The organism is Aquabacterium sp., assembly GCF_044226965.1.
GTDB lineage: Bacteria > Pseudomonadota > Gammaproteobacteria > Burkholderiales > Burkholderiaceae_C > Pseudaquabacterium.
Window position 1 is genome coordinate 23,260 of the sequence record NZ_JBGAGA010000031.1, and the last position, 17,720, is coordinate 40,979.

The following is a 17,720-nucleotide window of genomic DNA, read 5'->3' on the forward strand; positions in this document are numbered from 1 at the left end:
AGCCGGCGCCGGCAGTGGACAATCGGCTGTATGGGCATACAGACCGATGACTTCGCCGCCCCGCCCGCGCCGCGGGTGGTGAGCGCCGCGCGGCAATCGCCGCAGGAAGAAGCGCTGGAGCGCGCGCTGCGGCCCAAGCAGCTGCAGGAGTACGTCGGCCAGGCCAAGGCACGCGAGCAGCTGGAGATCTTCATCGGCGCGGCGCGCAAGCGTGCCGAGGCGCTCGACCATGTGCTGCTGTTCGGCCCACCCGGCCTGGGCAAGACCACGCTCAGCCACATCATCGCCGCCGAGCTGGGCGTGAACCTGCGCCAGACCTCGGGCCCGGTGCTGGAGAAGCCCAAGGACCTGGCCGCGATCCTGACCAACCTCGAGAAGAACGACGTACTCTTCATCGACGAGATCCACCGCCTGAGCCCGGTGGTCGAGGAAATCCTGTACCCGGCGCTGGAGGACTACCAGATCGACATCATGATCGGCGACGGCCCGGCCGCGCGCTCGATCAAGCTCGATCTGCAGCCCTTCACGCTGGTGGGCGCCACCACACGCGCCGGCATGCTGACCAATCCGCTGCGCGACCGCTTCGGCATCGTCGCGCGGCTGGAGTTCTACACGCCGGCCGAGCTGGGCACCATCGTCAAGCGCTCTGCCGGCCTGATGAACGTGCCGATCCAGGCCGAGGGCGCGTTCGAGATCGCGCGCCGCTCGCGCGGCACGCCGCGCATCGCCAACCGGCTGCTGCGACGGGTGCGCGACTATGCCGAGGTCAAGGGCCAGGGCGTGATCACCCGCGAGATGGCCGACAAGGCGCTGAAGATGCTGGACGTCGACCCCGAGGGCTTCGACCTGATGGACCGCAAGCTGCTCGAAGCCGTGGTGCAGCGCTTCGACGGCGGCCCGGTGGGCCTGGACAACGTGGCCGCGGCCATCGGCGAGGAGCCGGGCACCATTGAAGACGTGATCGAGCCCTACCTGATCATGCAGGGCTTTCTGCAGCGCACGCCGCGCGGCCGCGTGGCCACGCTGGCGGCCTACCGCCACCTCGGCCTGGCGCCGCCTGCGTCGGCTGGCAGCGGCGACCTGTTCACGGGCAGCTAGATCAGGTCTTCGATCAGCAGCCGGTGATAGCGCTCGGCCAGCCGGGCGCCAAAGCGCTGCGCGACGGCCGCCACGCGCTGGGCATGGTCGTCGTCCGGCGCATACACCACCAGCCAGCCGCAGCCTTCGTGGGCCAGTTCCTGGTAGCGCCGCATCAAGGTCACCTCGTAGCCGAAGCCGGCCACGCCGCTGGTGTGGTCCAGCATCGTCGACATCAGGCTGCCTTCCTCGTCGGCGCTGTACTGCAGCACGTCCTCGGCATCGAAGCCCTGCGCGCGCAGCAGCGCAGCAGCCTCGGCGGCAATGGCATCGCTCTGGAACGCCACCACCACATGCCCGATCGGCCGGAACACGCCGAAGGACATCGGCGCATCGGACTTGCTCAAACGACGGATGGCCATGACCACCTCCGCTGCTCGACCCGAAGCCCGCAGCATAGGCCTGGCAGCCGGCGCTGGAAAGCCCGCGTTGGCAGCGCGGTGAGCGGGGCGGCGCGTTTCAGCCGTCAGCCGGCCTGGTCGCGCCGCCGCCCTTGAACGGACTGCGTTCGGGCGGCTCGTCGTGCGTGGCGGTGCGCGTCAGCGCGCCCACCAGCCCGTTCACGGCCGAGACGCGGTGCCGCGCCGCGCAGGCCAGCGGCTCTGGCTTGCAGCCCATGCGCGCCTTCGGTTCCAGCGCAGTGCGGCCGAGCGACAGCCGCCGCGCGCCGAAGCGCAGCGCGTCCTCGATCGTCGATTGCAGCAGGGTCAGGTAGATCGGCGCGGCCGCGTTGGCCTCGCGGTCGTAGCCGATGTAGTAGCCCAGCGCCGTGTCACCGTCGTTCACCGCGGTGACGAAGCCGAGCAGCCTGCCATCCCGTTCGGCCACGCGGCAGGCGAAGCGCTGCGGGCCCAGCGCCTGCGCCATCGCCGGCAGGTAACCCGGCTGCAGCGAGGCCAGGCGCAGGCCCTGGGCCTGGTGCACCTGCCCATACAGCGCGTGCAGCTCGTGCTGGCGCGCGGCCATCTCGGCTGCGTCGATGCCGCGCAGCGCGATGCCGGCGGCCGCGCAGTCCTTCAGCAGCTTCTTCGCGCTGCTGCGGTAGCCCGAGGTCAGGCTGGCGAGGTAGTCGTCGAAGTGGCGCCAGCCGGGTGCGAGGCTCAGCACCATGTCGGGCTCGGTGTCGACACTGCGGTAGCCCAGCAGGCGCAGCGATTCACGCACCACCGGCGCCTCGCCACCGAAGTCCTTGACCAGCGCGATGTCCGACTCGCCCAGCAGCTTGTTGCCGCGGCGCAGCCGGTACATCGCTTCCCCCACCCCATGCCACAGCTGCGCGGCGTCCACCTCCGGCGCGAAGGCCACGCCGCGTGCGCCCCACACCAGCAGGTTGCCGCACACCAGCAGCCGCTCCTGCAGCCGCGCCACCGGCTTGTCGAGCAGCGACCGCTTCGGCGGCGGCTTGCGCAGCCGGTCGCCGCCGACCAGCACGCGCTGGAACAGCATCGCCGCCACCGGCTCGCCCTCGGCAAAGGCCAGGGCATAACGTGGTTCGACGTTCACCGGTGCATGCTGCTCCAGCACCGCGAGGTACTCGCGCGAGAGGAACACGGTCTGCCGCGCCAGCGCATCCCAGTGCGCCGGGTTCATGAAGCCGATGCGGTCGGCCAGCACGAAGTCCAGCCCGCTCGGGCTGCGTCGCGCGCGGCGCTTGTCGCCGAGGCTGGCGATTGCGCGCTTCAGGCGCTGGCGGGGTGAACGTGAAGGGGTGGCAGCAAGGGGCGCAGCATCACTCATGCCGCGCAATGTACCCGGCCATTCAACCGGCGCTGCGGCGCTGGCGCCAGGCGATCAGCTCGCCGATGAAGCCGCGGCGGAAGGCGATGACGCAGACCACGAAGATCACGCCGATGATCACCGTGACCCAGGCGCCGACGCGGTCGGCCAGGTAGTCCTGCAGCCCGATGATGGTGAACGCGCCGATGACCGGTCCGGCGAAGGTGCCCATCCCGCCGAGCAAGGTCATCAGCACCACTTCGCCGGACAGCGACCAGTGCGCGTCACTCAAGGTGGCGAAGCCCAGCACCAGCGTCTTCAGCGAGCCCGCCAGCCCGGCCAGCGCGGTGGACAGCACGAAGGCCAGCAGCTTGTAGCGGTCGACCTCATAGCCCAGCGACACGGCGCGCGGTTCGTTCTCGCGGATGGCCTTCAGCACCTGGCCGTAAGGCGAATGCACGACGCGCACGACGAACAGGAATACCGCGACGAAGATGGCCAGCACCACGAAGTACAGCACCAGGTCGCTTTCCAGCGACAGCAGGCCGAACAGCTTGCCGCGCGGCACGCCCTGCAGGCCGTCCTCGCCGCCGGTGAACGGCGCCTGCAGCCAGACGAAATAGATCATCTGCGCCATCGCCAGCGTGATCATCGCGAAGTAGATGCCCTGGCGGCGGATCGCGATGGCACCGACCACCAGCCCGAGCACGGCGGCGAACAGCGTGCCGGCGACGAGCCCCAGTTCGGGCGACCAGCCCGCCGAGCGCACCAGCCAGCCGGTGACGTAGGCCGCGGCGCCCAGGTAGGCCGCGTGGCCGAAGGACAGCAGGCCGGTGAAGCCCAGCAACAGGTTGAACGCGCAGGCGAAGATCGCGTAGCACAGCGCCTTCATCACGAACACCGGGTACAGGCCGATGAAGGGCGCCACGATCAGCAAGGCCAGCGCCGCACCCCAGGCCCAGCGGCCCTGGCGCGACAGCACGTCCGCGGTGTCGGCGCCCATCATTTTTCCTTCCCGAACAGGCCTGCGGGCCGCACCATCAGCACGATGGCCATGATCACGAACACCACGATGCTGGAGGCTTCCGGATAGAACACCTTGGTCAGGCCTTCGACCAGCCCCAAGGCCAGGCCGGTGAGGATGGAGCCGAGGATCGAGCCCATGCCGCCGATCACCACCACCGCGAACACGATGATGATGAGGTTGCTGCCCATCAGCGGCGTGATCTGGATCACCGGCGCGGCCAGCACGCCGGCCAGTGCGGCCAGGCCCGCGCCAGCGGCGTAGGTGAGCATCACCATCAGCGGCACGTTGATGCCGAAGGCCTGCACCAGCGCCGGGTTCTCGGTGCCGGCGCGCAGGTAGGCGCCCAGCCGCGTGCGCTCGATCAGGAACCAGGTGCCCAGGCACACGGTGAGCGAGGCCAGCACCACCCAGGCACGGTAGTTCGGCAGCACCATGAAGCCCAGGTTGGTGGCACCCTGCAGGGCTTCCGGCACCGAATACTGCTGACCGGAGACACCGTACTGGTCACGGAAGATGCCTTCGAAGATGAGCGCCAGGCCGAAGGTGAGCAGCAGGCCGTAGATCGGGTCCAGCTTGTACAGCCGCTTGAGCAGCGTGCGCTCGATCACCACGCCCAGGGCGCCCACCACCAGCGGCGCGGCCACCAGCGCCAGCCAGTAGTTCATGCCCAGCTTCTCGGCGCCGATCCAGGCCACGTAGGCCCCGATCATGTACAGCGCGCCATGCGCGAAGTTCACGATGCCCAGCAAGCCGAAGATCACCGCCAGGCCCAGGCTCAGCATCGCGTAGAACGAGCCGTTGACCAGGCCCAGCAGCAGCTGGCCCAGAAAGGCCTGCAGCGGGATGCCAAAGATTTCCATCGGGAGTCAGCCGCTCCAAGCAGACGCCGCGGAACCGGCTCCGCCGGGCCGCTGGCGTCGCCCCCTCGAGGGGGAAGCGCCGAAGGCGCTCCGGGGGTGGGTCACTTCCACAACGGGCACTTGCTCTCGGCCTTGGTCGTCCAAGCCGCCTCGCCCTTGAAGGTCTCGACCACGTTGTAGTAGTCCCAGGGCTCGTTGGACTTGTCCGGGCTCTTCACCTGCATCAGGTACATGTCGTGCACCATGCGGCCGTCGCCGCGGATGTAGCCGCCCTTGGCGAAGATGTCGTTGACCTTGGTCTTCTTCATCTGGGCCAGCACCTTGTCCGGGTCGTCCGAACCAGTGGCCTTCACCGCCTGCAGGTAGTTCAGCGTGGCCGAGTAGTCCGCCGCCTGGATCGACGACGGCATGCGCTTGATCTTCTCGAAGAACTTGCGGCTCCACGCGCGTGTCTCGGCATCGCGGTTCCAGTACCAGCTGTCGGTCAGGTACATGCCCTGCGTGGTCTTCAGGCCCAGCGAGTGGATGTCGTTGATGAACACCAGCAGGCCGGCCAGCTTCATGGTCTTGGTGATGCCGAACTCGTTGGCGGCCTTGATCGAGTTGATCGTGTCGCCACCGGCATTGGCCAGGCCCAGGATCTGCGCCTTGCTCGACTGCGCCTGCAGCAGGAACGAGGAGAAGTCGCTGGCCGACAGCGGATGCTTGACCGAGCCGACGATGGTGCCGCCCGCGGCCTTCACCACCGCCGAGGTGTCGGCCTGCAATTGCGCGCCGAAGGCGTAGTCGGCGGTCAGGAAGTACCAGCTCTTGCCGCCGGCCTTGACCACTGCATTACCGGTGCCCTTGGCCAGCGCCACGGTGTCGTAGGCCCAGTGCACGGTGTAGGGGTTGCACTGCTCGTTGGTCAGCGCCGAGGTGGCTGCGCCAATGGCGATGAACAGCTTCTTCTTCTCGGCCGCCACCTTGGCCATCGCCAGGTTGGTGCCCGAGTTGGTGCCACCGATCAGCATGTCCACGCCCTGCGTGTCGAACCACTCGCGCGCCTTGCCGGCAGCCACGTCCGCCTTGTTCTGGTGGTCGGCCACCAGGACCTCGACCTTCTTGCCGTTGATCGCGCCGCCCAGGTCGGCCACCGCCATCTTGATGGCTTCGGCACCGGCCGAGCCGTCGATGTCCGAGTACAGGCCGGACATGTCGGTGATGATGCCGATCTTGATCACGTCGCCGGAGATCTGCGCCTGCGCAGCAGCGCCGAAGGTCATCGTGGCGGCCAGCGCGCAGGCGGCGCCGATCTTGCTGAGTTTGAATGCCATGGTCATTGCTCCTGTCGGGTTGTGCGGCGTCGGTGCAGGATGGCTAGACGCCAAGGTACTCGTGCAGCCGCTCCATGCGAGCGGGCAGTTCGGCCTGGTTGAATTGCTGGATCACCTGGCCGTGCTCCATCACCAGGAAACGGTCGGCCAGCGGGGCGGCAAAGCGGAAGTTCTGCTCCACCATCACGATGGTGTAGCCCTGGCGGCGCAGCGCCTGCACCATCTCGGCAAGCTTCTGCACGATCACCGGTGCCAGGCCTTCGGAGATCTCGTCCAGCAGCAGCAGCTTGGCGCCGGTGCGCAGGATGCGCGCCACCGCCAGCATCTGCTGCTCGCCGCCGGACAGCCGCGTCCCCTGGGAGCCGGCCCGCTCCTTCAGGTTCGGGAACATCGCGTAGATCTGCTCCACGCTCATGCCGCCCGGGCCCAGCGTGGGTGGCAGCATCAGGTTCTCCTCGGCCGAGAGGCTGGAGAAGATGCCGCGCTCTTCCGGGCAGTAGCCCAGCCCCAGGCGGGCGATGCGGTGCGTGGGCAGCGTGGTGGTCTCGGTGCCCCTGACCTTGATCGACCCCTTGCGGCTGCCGATCAGGCCCATGATGGCGCGCAAGGTGCTCGTCCGTCCGGCGCCGTTGCGGCCGAGCAGCGTGACGACCTCGCCTTCGTCGACCTGGAAGTTCACGCCGTGCAGCACGTGCGACTCGCCGTACCAGCCGTGCAGGTCCTTGACTTCGAGAAACGGGGTCGCCATGGTCAGTGCGCGCCTTGGAGTTCGGTCTGCGCGCTGCCCATGTAGGCCTCGATCACCGCCGGGTTCTTCGACACCTGCTCGTACGGCCCCTCGGCCAGCGTGGCGCCGCGCTGCAGCACGGTGATGGTGTCGGCAATGCTCGACACCACGCTCATGTTGTGCTCGACCATCAGCACCGTGCGCGAGGCCGCCACCTGCTTGATCAGCCGGCGGATGCGGTCCACGTCTTCCAGGCCCATGCCCTGCGTGGGTTCGTCCAGCAGCATCAGCGTGGGCTCCATCGCCAGCGTGGTGGCAATCTCCAGCGCGCGCTTGCGGCCGTAGCTCAGCTCCACCGCCTTCAGCGGTGCGTACTGGGCCAGGTCCACCTCGCGCAGCAGCGCCAGCGCGCGCTCGTCCAGCACGTTCAGGCTGGCCTCGGAGCGCCAGAAGTGGAAAGAGCTGCCGAGCCGGCGCTGCAGCGCGACGCGCACGTTCTCCAGCACCGTGAGGTGCGGAAACACCGAGGAGATCTGGAACGAGCGGATGACGCCGCGGCGGGCGATGTGCGCGGGCGACTCGTGCGTGATGTCGTGACCGTCGAACAGGATCTGGCCCGAGCTGGGCGTCAGGAACTTGGTCAGCAGGTTGAAACAGGTGGTCTTGCCCGCGCCGTTGGGGCCGATCAGCGCGTGGATGCTGCCGCGCCGGACCTTCAGGTTGACCTTGCTGACGGCGACGAAGCCCTTGAACTCCTTCGTCAGCTCGCGCGTCTCGAGCAGGATGTCGGCATCACTCATGCAGCGCTGTCCTCGTGCGGCAGGGCGGGCAACCGGCCTCCCAGGCGCTGCGACAACGCATGCGCCGTCGCCAGCACATGCTGGCGCTCGCGGGTGGCATCGTCCTGCTCCAGCATGGCCTTGTTCAGGCAGATGCCGACACCGGCCACCGGGCGGCCGGCGGCGTCGAACACCGGCGCGGCGATGCAGTACACGCCCAGGCGCACGCCCTCGTCGTCGACGCTGTAGCCGCGTGCCCGCGTCAGCGCCAGTTCCCGGTCCAGCATCGCCAGGTCGGCCGCGCCGCGGCCGGTCAGCTGCGGCAGCGGCCCGGGCCCCAGGCGCTGGCGCACCTGCGCCGGATCGAGGAAGGCCAGCATCGCCTTGCCGGTGGCCGCCAGGTGCGCCGGCAGGCGCATGCCCACCGTGAACGCCAGGCCCAGCGGCCGGCTGCCATTGCGGGCGGCCAGGTACACCACCTCGGCACCATCCAGCACCGAGAGCAGCACGGTCTCTTCCGGGCCCTGCGCGGCCTGCTGCCACAGCGCGTCGAATTCGCGCGTCACGTCGGTGCCGGCCAGGAAGGCCTCGGCCAGGCCCATCACCTTCGGCCCGATCTGCACCTGGCCATCCGCGCGGCGCCGCAGGTAGCCCAGCGTCAGCAGGGTGTTGCACAGGCCGTGCACGCTGCTCTTGGGCAGCGAGAGGTCGGCCGCCAGCCGCGCCATCGTCATCGGCTGGCGCTGGCGAGCCAGGTGGTCGAGCACCGCCACGGCACGCACCACTGCCGGCACCAGCGGTGGGCTGGCGTCGGACCGGGCAGGTTGCGGCACGCTGAACATGGGCGGAGGGGGTTCAGCCCGTTGATGCAGATTCAATGGGCTGGACGGGCAGTCTAGAAGCGCCGCGGCGCGCCGGCGCCGCCCGCCTCGCGTATTCCCTGCGGGGACTAACCCGCAGGCCGACGCGTCAAGCTGTCGCGGCCGCCTCGATGGCCGGCCCGCGACCGGCGCCGAGCCAGCCAACGATGCTCAGGCCCGCCACGATGCCGGCCGCGCACAGCCCCAGCTGCGCGAGCGACAAGGTGTGCGCCACCCACAGCAGCCACACGGTGGCCCCCAGCACGCCGATGAACAGCAGCAGCGCCAGGCCCTGCTGCAGGCGGCCGGTGGGCGGGTCGAAGCGCTGCATGCGGCGGATGTCGAAGGCCGGCCTCGGAAAGCGCGCGGCCACATCCGCCGGCCGCCAGCCCGGCGGCTTGAACCACACGCGCAGCTTGTCGGCCCAGCGGCGGGCATGCCAGGCATCGCGCGCCAGCGCTGCATACACCTCGAGGTTGGCCCACAGCGGGTTGTAGCTGCGCAGCGGGGAGCGCGTGCCGTAGACGCAGGGGTCGTCGTCGCGCTCCTCGGTGAAGGTGCCGAACAGCCGGTCCCAGACGATCAGGATGCCGCCGTAGTTCCGGTCGACATAGGCATCGTTCACCGCATGGTGCACGCGGTGGTTGGACGGGGCGCAGAACCAGCGGTCGAACCAGCCGAGCTTGCCGATCTGCTGCGTGTGCACCCAGTACTGGTACAGCAGGTCGACCAGCGCGACCACCGCAAACACCAGCGGCGGAAAGCCCAGCAGCGCCATCGGCAGGTAGAACGCCCAGTTGGCGATCCAGTCGGTGGAGGTCTGCCGCAGCGCGGTGGAGAGGTTGTAGTCCTCGCTCTGGTGGTGCACCACGTGCGCGGCCCAGCCCAGGGCCACGCGGTGGCCGAAGCGGTGCTTCCAGTAATAGAGCAGGTCGTACAGCAGCAGCGCCGCCAGCCACACCCAGGGTGAATCCACCGGCAGCGCGAAGAGCGCCACGCTGCCGAACACCGCCGCGTACAGGCCGATGTTCAGGAACTTCACGAACAGGCTGATCACCTGGCTCATCATGCCCAGGCCGATGCTGGCCATCGCATCGTGCAGCCGGTAGGTGTTGCGCCCGCGCGCAAAACCCACTGCCAGCTCCAGCGCGATCAGCCCGAGAAACACCGGCGTGGCCAGAACGATGATTTGCGCGTCCTTCATCTTGCTTTTGCCCCCAATGGGTGAAGGTCGGCACCGCGACACTGAACGCCTGGCTGGGCCTTCGGCCCGTCTGCCGGCGCGACGAGCGGCAGGATAGGAAGGCCCTGCGCGGCTGTCAACGCGCACGCCGACGCCACTCAGGCACCTGTTCCCGACCGTTCGTCGCCCAGGAAACATCTGATTGCCAGTGCGGGCTCAAGCCCAGCGCGCCGGATGCCGATGCCCTTGCCAGAAGCCGGTTCAGGCGTCCGCCACGGACACCCGGACCGCACCAATGTCGCCTTGGGATGCAGGCGGCGCGGGACTGGAAGCAAGTGATGTCTGCACACCGACAGCGCGGGTTCACATTGATCGAGATCATGATCGTGGTGGCCATCCTCGCGATCATCGCGGCAGTCGCCCTGCCCTCCTATCGGGCCTACGTCATGCGTTCGCGCGTGCCGGTGGCCTTCGACATGCTGACCTCGTACGCGGCCCGCATGGAGCAGGCCTACCAGGACACCGGGCGCTACGACTCCGCCGGCGCCCCTGGCACGTGTGTGCCCGCCGTGCCCACCGGCAACAACTTCACGCTGACCTGCGTGGCCGCCAACGCGGGCCAGAGCTACATCGCCACGGCCACCGGCAGCGGCACGATGAACGGCTACACCTTCACGATCGACAACACCGGCGTCCGCGCCACCACGGCGCACCCCAACGGCACCAACGCGGGCTGCTGGAGCATGAAGGGATCGGTATGCGACTCGTGAACGTCCCGCGCGGCCTGACGCTGATCGAACTGATGATCGGCATGGTCATCACCGCGATCCTGCTCGGCATGGCGGCGCCCTACCTGGGCGACTACATCACCAACTCGCGGCTGCGCGAGAACGGCAACTCGCTGATGGCCGATGCGCTGTTCGCACAGAGCGAGGCGCTCAAGCGCAACGGCGTCGTGCGCTTGAGCGTGACCAGCGGCGCGGTGCAGATCCTCGACATGGCCCCGGCCACGCCGGTGGTGATCCGCAGCCGCAACTTCACCGACGGCATCAGCGCCACGGTGACCACGCTGGACTTCGGCAGCGACGGCATGACCCGCCCGCGCGGCACCGAGGCCAGCATCGACACCACGTTTGCCGGCGTCACCTGCTCGGCCGAGCAGCGCTGCCCGCGCGTGCTGGTCGAGGCCGGCGGCAACGTGCGCCTGTGCGGCAACAAGCTGAGCTGCTCATGATGAGCACGCCTCGCCATGCCCAACGCGGCGTCGGCCTGTTCGACGCGCTGGTGGCCCTGGCCATCCTGGCCTTCGGCCTGCTCGCGCTGACGGGCTTCCAGAGCCGCCTGGTCAGCCAGGGCACCGAAGCGCAGCAGCGCATGGTGGCCTCGCAACTCGCCGACGAACTGCTCAACACCGCGCTGGTCGATGCGGCAAGCAACACCACCTGCTACATGCTGCCCGTCAGCGGCAGCTGCACCGCCGCCGGCGCCACCGCGCTGAGCTACACCAGCGGCTGGAAGACCCGGGTGATGAGCGCGCTGCCCAATGCCGCCACGCCCACCGTGAGCACCGATGCCAGCGGCCGCCTGACCGTGACCCTGCAATGGACCTGGACGTCCAAGGACGGCAACACCTCGCCCGGCACGCGCACCCACACCGTGATCAGCGATCCCCGGTGAGACAGCCATGAACAAACACCCCTCCACACCCGCCCGCGGCCTGTCGATCATCGAGCTGATGGTCGGTCTGGTCGTCGGCCTGCTCGTCAGCATGGCCGCGGTCAACAGCGCCCAGCTTTTCGGCGCGCTGCAGCGCCAGGGCATCGGCACCGGCAGCGGCGGCGCCAACACCGCCTCGGTGCTGGCCGCGATCAAGAACGACGTCGCCAATGGCGGACTCGGCTTCTTCGGCAACCTGAACTACCTGTGCACCACGGTGAACATGAGCGTCGCCGGTGCCCTGGTCAGCGACAACGCGGCCTTCGCGCCGGTGCAGGTCACCCGCGTCGGCAACAACGACCGCATCGACATCGCCTACGGCAGCGAGGTGGCTGCCGGTGCGGCCGTGAAGACCTCGGGCACCTCGGACGGCACCTCGGTGGCGCTGAAGACCTACCTGCCGGTCACCGCCAACCAGGCCGTGCTGCTGGCCGCGCCCACCGTCGGCACGCCCTGCCTGCTGCGCACGGTCACCGCCACGCCCGCGAACCCCACCGCCGCCGCGAAGGAAACCCTGACCTTCGCCAACACCGGTACCTACAACCAGGCCACCTTCACGACCAACGCGACCTACCCGGAGAACTCGCTGGTCACGCTGATCGGCACGCCGCAGTGGAACCGCTACGCCCTCAACGGCACCGACCTGCAGCTCACCCGCATGCTCGACGGCACCACCGTCACGCTGCTGCGCAATGTGATCGGCCTGCGCGTGATGTACGGCGTGGCGTCGGCCACGGCGCCGGTGCAGACCGATGGCAGCCGCGCACCGCTGGCGGCCTGGCAGAAGTCCACCGATGCCGGCTGGACCAGCGTCGACAACACCAACATCGGCCGCATCAAGGCGGTGCAGATCGGCATCGTGATCCGCAGCGCGCAGAAGGAAAAGGTCAACAAGGAGTCCGGCGTCTGCGAAGCGACCCCCCTTGCCGCCGGGAAGCCGAAGCTCTTCAACGACGTCATCGAGCCCGACGTCACGGACTGGACCTGCTACCGCTACCGCACCCAGATCGTGGTCGCGCCGCTGCGCAACGTCATCTACGGCCTGTGAGCCGACGACCATGATGAACAGACCCTTCTCCCCGAAGCGCCAGCAGGGCATGACCATGCTGATGGTGCTGATCCTGATCGCCGTGATGCTGCTGGGCAGCCTGGCGCTGGCGCGCATGACCGAGGCCAGCTACCTGATCAGCGGCAACGTGGCCGGCAAGGACGCCTCGGTGCACGCCGCCGAGGTGGGCTGGAACGCGGCCTACAACCAGATCAAGGCGCTGACCGACGAGAACACGACCAACGGCACCTGGTACTGGGCCAACCAGCAGCCCACCGATGCCACCACCGGCATCCCCACCAGCATCAACTTCGACGCCACGCCCACCGTGGCCGGCGGCGTCGGCCGCTACACGGTGACCTATGCGGTCGATCGCCTGTGCAGCGTGGCGGCGATGACGGTGGCCTCGCGCGAATGCCTGGTCAAGCAGGCCGACGTGCTGGAAGACCGCAGCTTCGACGCGCCGGACTACCAACCGAAGAACTCGCGCCAGTTCCGCATCACCGTGCGCGTGACCGACCAGCGCGGCACCCAGACCTGGACCCAGTCGCTGGTCACCAAGGGCGGCTGACCGGCCGACTGCTCTGCCGCTCACGTCATCCGCTAGGAGATTCACCATGAAAATCGCGCTGCAGCTGGCCACTTCGCTGCTGGCCCTCGGAGGCCTGCTGTTCCAGGCAACCTCGCACGCCACGGACCTGGCCGAGCTGCCGTTGAAGGCATCGGTGCTGGCCAAGCCCAACGTGATCTTCGGCATGGACGATTCCGGGTCGATGGACTCGGAGCTGATGATGTACAACAACGACGGGGCCTTCTGGTGGCGCTACGACACCGCCAGTGGCTGGGGCGTGGACGCCGCGCACCCGAACCCTTCGCTGCGCACCATCACCAGCACCTGGTTCAACGCCGCCGGCAACGCGGATGCCACCTGGCGCAAGCTGGTGTACCTGTTCCCCAACGGGCAAAGCACGGGCAACCGGGTCTACGCCGACGCGTCCTACGACCACTTCGCGATCATGCCGACCACGCAGTTCGCGTTCCTGCGCTGGTCGGGCGCCTACAAGGACACCGCAGGCGTCTACCAGATGCCGCCGTCCGACCCCGCTGTCTCGCCGGTCCATAACCCGATCTACTACAACCCGCTGGTCACCTACAAGCCCTGGGCGCCGGCGCAGCTGAGCTCGGGCGCCATCACGCCGGCCGATGCCACGCCCAGCGCCACCAAGTCGCACCTGGTGCTGGGCGGAACGACCTTCGACCTGACGACCTCCATCGCCTCCAACACCAACGCGAACACCGTCTTCACCGCGCTGCCGGGCATGAAGATCCCCAGCGGTGCGAAGAAGATGCTGTGCAACTCCACCAACGGCAGCTGCGGGTCGTGGAGTGCGGCGCTCACGGCCGACGAAAACGCGTCGACCTCCAACGTCACGCGGGTCGCGATGTCCTACTACCCGGCGACCTACTGGGTGAAGGAGTCGTGCACCGTGCCAAGCACGGTCAGCGTCGGCACCGACGACTGCACGACGGCGCCGGACGGTTCGACCCTGAAGCGCTACGAGATCAAGAGCGGCAACACCTTCCCGTCGGGCCGCAGCTATGCGGCCGAGCTGCAGAACTTCGCCAACTGGTTCCAGTACTACCGCAAGCGCAAGCTGATGCTGGCCGCGGCCATGGGCGAGACGATGGAAACGCTGACCGGCATGCGCCTGGGCGTGATCGCGTTCAACAGCCTGTCGGGCAACGTCGCGATGTACGACGCGGACTCCACCGTGGACACGTCGAACCGCAAGCGCGTGGCCGGCATCTTCTACGAGGCCAACGGCAGCGGCGGCACGCCTACGCGCGAGACGCTGAACTACATCGGCCAGCAGTACAAGCGCACCGACCAGACCTCGGGCAAGTACAACGTGGTGCAGTACTCCTGCCAGCGCAACAACGCGTTCATCGTGACCGACGGCTTCGCCAATGCCTCGGCGGTCAGCGTGCCCTCGTGGGACAGCGGCAAGTCGGCCGCCACCTGGGGCACCGGCGCGCCTTACGAGACGATGTACGCCAGCTCGCTGGCCGACCTGGCGCTGCGCTACTACACCAACAACCCGCGCAGCGACCTGGGCAGCGGCGCCGTACCGGCCACCACGCGCGACCTGAACACCGACCTGCACATCAACACCTACGGGCTGGCGCTGGGCGCGCGCGGCACCTTGTTCCTCAGCGAGTCCACGCCCCAGCCCACCACGGCCTCGGCCTGGCCCAACCCCTCGGCCAACCGCAGCCCGACCTCGGTGGACGACCTGTGGCATGCCACGATCAACGGCCGCGGGCGCATGTACCTGGCCAACACGCCGGAAGAAACCGCCGTGCGCATCCGCTCCGGTCTGGACGACATGAAGAACCAGGTCGGCGCGCAAACCTCGGTGGCCGTCAGCAGCTTCAACCTGCTGGCCAGTGACGGGCAGGCCTATGAAGCCAGCTACAACCCGGCCGGCTGGACCGGCGACCTGACCGCCAGCGCGGTGAACAACACCAACGGCACGATCGCGGGGACGCCCACCTGGTCGGCCAGCACGGTGCTGACCGCCCGCAACTGGTCGACGCGGGTGGTCTTCACCTCCAACGGCACCAGCGGCGGCGGCATCGGCTTCACCAGCGCCAACGTCGGCAGCACCGTGAACCCGGACAGCGCCACCTACAGCAGCAGCGGCGTCATCGATTACCTGCGCGGCAACCGTGCCGGCGAAGGCACCACCTACCGCACGCGCACCAGCCTGCTGGGCGCGGTGATCAACGCCGAGCCGGTGGTGGACATCGGCACCGGCGTGGTCTACCTGGCCTCCGGCGAAGGCATGCTGCATGCGTTCAACACCACCACCGGTGCCGAGGAATGGGCCTACGTGCCGTATGCGGGCCTGACCAGCATCGGCCAGACCATCGACCGCGGCTACACCTTCAAGACCAAGCTCGACGGCACGCCGACGATCGGCACCTACGCGGGCGGCAAGCTGCTGGTGGCCGGCATGGGCGCCGCGGCGCGCAGCTACTACGCGCTGGACGTCACCAGCCCGAAGGGCCTGGACGAGACCTCGGCCGCGGCCCAGGTGAAGTGGACCTTCCCGTCGCCCTCGCAGGGCAGCTACGCGCCCTATGTCGGCTACACCACGGGCCGGCCGCTGGTGGTGAAGACGCTGAACGACGGCTATGTCGCGCTCGTCACCTCGGGCTATGACAACGGCAATTCCATCGGCGACGGCAAGGGCCGCATGTGGATGCTCAACGCCAGCACCGGCGCGGTGATCCGCGAGTTCGTCACCACCGCCGGCGCCGTGGGCGCCGAGGCGGGCCTGGCGCAGATCGCGGCCTACCGCAACGACGATGGCACCGCGCGCTACGTGTACGGCGGCGACCTGCTCGGCAACCTGTGGAAGTTCGACCTCAACACCGGCACGACGACCCTGCTGGCCGTGCTGAAGAACGGTTCCGGCGCCACGCAGCCGATCACCACGCGGCCGCAGCTGACCAAGATCAACAACACCCCGGTCGTGATGGTCGGCACCGGCCGCATGCTGGACATCACCGATTTCGGCAGCTCCAGCGTGCAGTCGATCTACGCGATCGCCGATGGCACCTACCTGGCGAACGCGCGCACGGCGCTGACGCCGCTGCAGATCACCTCCGGCACCGTGTCGGCCAGCGTGACGATGAACTGGAACACCAGCCGCGGCTGGTACCTGGACCTGCCGGCCGGCCAGCAGGTGAACGTCGACCCGAAGTTCGTGCTGGGCTGGCTGCATGTGAATGCGAACACGGCCGGCGGCTCGAACTGCACCCAGTCGTCCAACAACTACCGCATCGGCGTGCTCAATGCATCGGGCGACACCACGCTGCTGTCGACCACCGCGAACTCGACCTCGCCGGTGGTGGTGCAGGCGAATGACAACCTGTACCGCTGGGTGCGGCTGAACGACGGCACGATCATCAACACCCAGATCAACGACACCACGCCGATCACGGCACGCAAGAACGCCTGGCGCGAGATCGCGCGCTGACAGCGTTGCTGACGCACGAAAGACGCGGCACCTAGTGTGCCGCGTCGTCCTTCGCCAGCGCCAGCAGGTGCTGGTGGTCGTTCCAGCCGACCAGCGTGAAGCCCTCGGGCGTGTGCAGCAGCCGGTTGATCGCCGCATTGCCCAGCTGCCAGGTGCGCGAAGCCTGCAGCTCGATGCGGGTGGCCGCGCGGTACAGGCAATCCAGCACGCCGCCATGGGTGACCAGCGCGATCGTGCGCCCGGCATGCGCCTGGGCCAGCCGCTCGGCCGCGGCGATGCTGCGGGCGTAGAAATCGATCAGGCGCTCGCCGCCCGGCGGCCCGAAATCGGGGTCGCGCCGGCGCCAGCGCAGCGCGTACTCGGGCGCGTGGGCGTCGATCTCCTGGAAGGTACGTCCCTCCATCGCGCCGAAGCCGCGCTCGCGCAGCCCGGCATCGAAGTGCAGCGGCAGGCCCAGCGGCTCGGCCAGCGCCCGGGCGGTGTCGGCGGCGCGACCCAGGTCGCTGCTGATCACCAGTGCCAGGCCTTCTTCGCGCAGCGCCTCGGCCAGTTGCGCGGCCTGGGCCCGGCCCCGCGCATTCAGCGGGATGTCGAGCTGGCCTTGCAGCCGCGATTCGGCGTTCCAGGCGGTTTCGCCATGGCGGATCGCGATGATGCGGGTGGCCTCGCTCAACCGCGCAACCTGCGGTTCAGCGTGTAGGTGCCCGAATGCGTGGCGGTGCCCAGCACGCGCTCGGCCAGCGCCTGGCGCACATCGGCACCGGTGAACACCCCCTCCACCGGCAGGCGCGGCACGCTCAGCGCGTACAGCGTGAACACGTAGTGGTGCACCAGCGAATCGTTGAAGGGCGGGAACGGGCCGTCATAGCCAAAGTACTGGCCGGCCATCTCGGCATTGCCGGCGAACCAGCCGGTGTAGTCGTTCAGGCCCTGCCGCGCGCCATGCAGCGCAGCCGGCCCGGGCTTGCCACGGGCGGTGAAGCCGCGGCTGAACTCGCCCTCGGCCAGGCCGCTCACCTGCGGCGGCAGGTCCACCAGCACCCAGTGGAAGAAATCCACCCGCGGCAGGTCGGCGGGCACCTCGCGGTCGGGCTGGTTCACGTCGTCGCCGCGGCTGGGCACGTCGAAGTCGTGGCAGATCAGCACCAGCGATTGCGTGCCCGCCGGCAGCCCGCTCCAGGCCAGGTGCGGGCTCAGGTTGTCGGAGAAGCCCACGCCGTCGGCCGTGAGCTTGCCGGCGGCAAAGCGTTCGGGAATCGGCTCGCCGTTGGGCCAGCTGTCGCTCCAGAGTTTCATGGTCTCGCC

The 17,720-nt window shown here is 68.7% G+C and carries 18 protein-coding genes; 7 read left to right on the forward strand and 11 right to left on the reverse strand.

Annotation, left to right across the window (positions count from 1 at the left end):
- The first annotated feature begins 30 nt into the window (after positions 1-30).
- A complete protein-coding gene (ruvB, locus tag ACILR4_RS15255; RefSeq protein ID WP_395701703.1) occupies positions 31-1,098 on the forward strand; it encodes a Holliday junction branch migration DNA helicase RuvB in 1,068 nt (355 codons plus the stop codon).
- Here ruvB and ACILR4_RS15260 read toward each other — a convergent pair.
- The 9 genes from ACILR4_RS15260 to ACILR4_RS15300 form a co-directional block, all read right to left on the reverse strand.
- On the reverse strand, positions 1,095-1,499 hold the full coding sequence (locus tag ACILR4_RS15260) for a hypothetical protein (RefSeq protein WP_395701704.1): 405 nt from the start codon (positions 1,497-1,499) through the stop codon (positions 1,095-1,097). The genes ruvB and ACILR4_RS15260 overlap by 4 nt on opposite strands.
- 97 nt (positions 1,500-1,596) lie before the next feature.
- Complete coding sequence (locus ACILR4_RS15265) at positions 1,597-2,874, reverse strand: GNAT family N-acetyltransferase (RefSeq protein ID WP_395701705.1); 1,278 nt, start codon at positions 2,872-2,874, stop codon at positions 1,597-1,599.
- Between the two features lie 22 nt (positions 2,875-2,896).
- Positions 2,897-3,856: a branched-chain amino acid ABC transporter permease gene (locus tag ACILR4_RS15270; RefSeq protein ID WP_395701706.1), complete on the reverse strand. Its 960-nt coding sequence runs from the start codon at positions 3,854-3,856 to the stop codon at positions 2,897-2,899.
- Positions 3,856-4,740, reverse strand: a complete 885-nt coding sequence (locus tag ACILR4_RS15275; RefSeq protein WP_395701707.1) for a branched-chain amino acid ABC transporter permease — start codon at positions 4,738-4,740, stop codon at positions 3,856-3,858. Before ACILR4_RS15275 ends, ACILR4_RS15270 begins: the two co-directional genes overlap by 1 nt.
- Before the next feature lie 101 nt (positions 4,741-4,841).
- On the reverse strand, positions 4,842-6,056 hold the full coding sequence (locus tag ACILR4_RS15280; RefSeq protein ID WP_395701708.1) for an ABC transporter substrate-binding protein: 1,215 nt from the start codon (positions 6,054-6,056) through the stop codon (positions 4,842-4,844).
- Between the two features lie 43 nt (positions 6,057-6,099).
- Positions 6,100-6,804, reverse strand: coding sequence for an ABC transporter ATP-binding protein (locus tag ACILR4_RS15285; RefSeq protein WP_395701709.1), 705 nt, complete (start codon positions 6,802-6,804; stop codon positions 6,100-6,102).
- A 2-nt stretch (positions 6,805-6,806) separates the two neighbouring features.
- The gene (locus ACILR4_RS15290; RefSeq protein WP_395701710.1) at positions 6,807-7,583 is read right to left on the reverse strand and encodes an ABC transporter ATP-binding protein; all 777 of its coding nucleotides are present in this window, start codon (positions 7,581-7,583) and stop codon (positions 6,807-6,809) included.
- Complete coding sequence (locus tag ACILR4_RS15295) at positions 7,580-8,404, reverse strand: IclR family transcriptional regulator (protein ID WP_395701711.1); 825 nt, start codon at positions 8,402-8,404, stop codon at positions 7,580-7,582. The genes ACILR4_RS15290 and ACILR4_RS15295 overlap by 4 nt, the downstream gene beginning before the upstream one ends.
- Before the next feature lie 127 nt (positions 8,405-8,531).
- Entirely contained in the window at positions 8,532-9,626 is a 1,095-nt protein-coding gene (locus ACILR4_RS15300) for a sterol desaturase family protein (RefSeq protein ID WP_395701712.1), read from the reverse strand.
- Positions 9,627-9,943: 317 nt separating this feature from the next.
- Here ACILR4_RS15300 and ACILR4_RS15305 point away from each other — a divergent pair, with 317 nt between their 5' ends.
- Genes ACILR4_RS15305 through ACILR4_RS15330 form a run of 6 tightly spaced genes read left to right on the forward strand, consistent with a single transcriptional unit; the run spans position 9,944 to position 16,415 of the window.
- Positions 9,944-10,375: a type IV pilin protein gene (locus tag ACILR4_RS15305; protein ID WP_395701713.1), complete on the forward strand. Its 432-nt coding sequence runs from the start codon at positions 9,944-9,946 to the stop codon at positions 10,373-10,375.
- Entirely contained in the window at positions 10,363-10,839 is a 477-nt protein-coding gene (locus ACILR4_RS15310) for a GspH/FimT family pseudopilin (RefSeq protein WP_395701714.1), read from the forward strand. Before ACILR4_RS15305 ends, ACILR4_RS15310 begins: the two co-directional genes overlap by 13 nt.
- Positions 10,836-11,282: a pilus assembly protein PilV gene (locus ACILR4_RS15315; protein WP_395701715.1), complete on the forward strand. Its 447-nt coding sequence runs from the start codon at positions 10,836-10,838 to the stop codon at positions 11,280-11,282. The genes ACILR4_RS15310 and ACILR4_RS15315 overlap by 4 nt, the downstream gene beginning before the upstream one ends.
- A gap of 7 nt (positions 11,283-11,289) precedes the next feature.
- Entirely contained in the window at positions 11,290-12,369 is a 1,080-nt protein-coding gene (locus tag ACILR4_RS15320) for a PilW family protein (protein ID WP_395701716.1), read from the forward strand.
- A gap of 10 nt (positions 12,370-12,379) precedes the next feature.
- Positions 12,380-12,940, forward strand: coding sequence for a hypothetical protein (locus ACILR4_RS15325; RefSeq protein ID WP_395701717.1), 561 nt, complete (start codon positions 12,380-12,382; stop codon positions 12,938-12,940).
- Between the two features lie 46 nt (positions 12,941-12,986).
- Positions 12,987-16,415: a pilus assembly protein gene (locus ACILR4_RS15330; RefSeq protein ID WP_395701718.1), complete on the forward strand. Its 3,429-nt coding sequence runs from the start codon at positions 12,987-12,989 to the stop codon at positions 16,413-16,415.
- 31 nt (positions 16,416-16,446) lie between these two features.
- Here the strand turns inward: ACILR4_RS15330 and ACILR4_RS15335 are convergent, their stop codons facing one another.
- Together ACILR4_RS15335 and ACILR4_RS15340 are read right to left on the reverse strand one after the other, a co-directional pair.
- Positions 16,447-17,088 (reverse strand): histidine phosphatase family protein, encoded by a 642-nt coding sequence (locus ACILR4_RS15335; protein ID WP_395701719.1) that lies wholly within the window; start codon positions 17,086-17,088, stop codon positions 16,447-16,449.
- Positions 17,085-17,711, reverse strand: a complete 627-nt coding sequence (locus ACILR4_RS15340) for a YbhB/YbcL family Raf kinase inhibitor-like protein (protein WP_395701720.1) — start codon at positions 17,709-17,711, stop codon at positions 17,085-17,087. Before ACILR4_RS15340 ends, ACILR4_RS15335 begins: the two co-directional genes overlap by 4 nt.
- Between the last annotated feature and the right edge of the window lie 9 nt (positions 17,712-17,720).

Excerpts from the sequence above, each read along its gene's own strand:
- ruvB (WP_395701703.1), top strand. The coding sequence starts at position 31 with ATGGGCATACAGACCGATGACTTCGCCGCCCCGCCCGCGCCGCGGGTG.
- ACILR4_RS15260 (WP_395701704.1), bottom strand. The coding sequence starts at position 1,499 with ATGGCCATCCGTCGTTTGAGCAAGTCCGATGCGCCGATGTCCTTCGGC.
- ACILR4_RS15265 (WP_395701705.1), bottom strand. The coding sequence starts at position 2,874 with ATGAGTGATGCTGCGCCCCTTGCTGCCACCCCTTCACGTTCACCCCGC.
- ACILR4_RS15270 (WP_395701706.1), bottom strand. The coding sequence starts at position 3,856 with ATGGGCGCCGACACCGCGGACGTGCTGTCGCGCCAGGGCCGCTGGGCC.
- ACILR4_RS15275 (WP_395701707.1), bottom strand. The coding sequence starts at position 4,740 with ATGGAAATCTTTGGCATCCCGCTGCAGGCCTTTCTGGGCCAGCTGCTG.
- ACILR4_RS15280 (WP_395701708.1), bottom strand. The coding sequence starts at position 6,056 with ATGGCATTCAAACTCAGCAAGATCGGCGCCGCCTGCGCGCTGGCCGCC.
- ACILR4_RS15285 (WP_395701709.1), bottom strand. The coding sequence starts at position 6,804 with ATGGCGACCCCGTTTCTCGAAGTCAAGGACCTGCACGGCTGGTACGGC.
- ACILR4_RS15290 (WP_395701710.1), bottom strand. The coding sequence starts at position 7,583 with ATGAGTGATGCCGACATCCTGCTCGAGACGCGCGAGCTGACGAAGGAG.
- ACILR4_RS15295 (WP_395701711.1), bottom strand. The coding sequence starts at position 8,404 with ATGTTCAGCGTGCCGCAACCTGCCCGGTCCGACGCCAGCCCACCGCTG.
- ACILR4_RS15300 (WP_395701712.1), bottom strand. The coding sequence starts at position 9,626 with ATGAAGGACGCGCAAATCATCGTTCTGGCCACGCCGGTGTTTCTCGGG.
- ACILR4_RS15305 (WP_395701713.1), top strand. The coding sequence starts at position 9,944 with ATGTCTGCACACCGACAGCGCGGGTTCACATTGATCGAGATCATGATC.
- ACILR4_RS15310 (WP_395701714.1), top strand. The coding sequence starts at position 10,363 with ATGCGACTCGTGAACGTCCCGCGCGGCCTGACGCTGATCGAACTGATG.
- ACILR4_RS15315 (WP_395701715.1), top strand. The coding sequence starts at position 10,836 with ATGATGAGCACGCCTCGCCATGCCCAACGCGGCGTCGGCCTGTTCGAC.
- ACILR4_RS15320 (WP_395701716.1), top strand. The coding sequence starts at position 11,290 with ATGAACAAACACCCCTCCACACCCGCCCGCGGCCTGTCGATCATCGAG.
- ACILR4_RS15325 (WP_395701717.1), top strand. The coding sequence starts at position 12,380 with ATGATGAACAGACCCTTCTCCCCGAAGCGCCAGCAGGGCATGACCATG.
- ACILR4_RS15330 (WP_395701718.1), top strand. The coding sequence starts at position 12,987 with ATGAAAATCGCGCTGCAGCTGGCCACTTCGCTGCTGGCCCTCGGAGGC.
- ACILR4_RS15340 (WP_395701720.1), bottom strand. The coding sequence starts at position 17,711 with ATGAAACTCTGGAGCGACAGCTGGCCCAACGGCGAGCCGATTCCCGAA.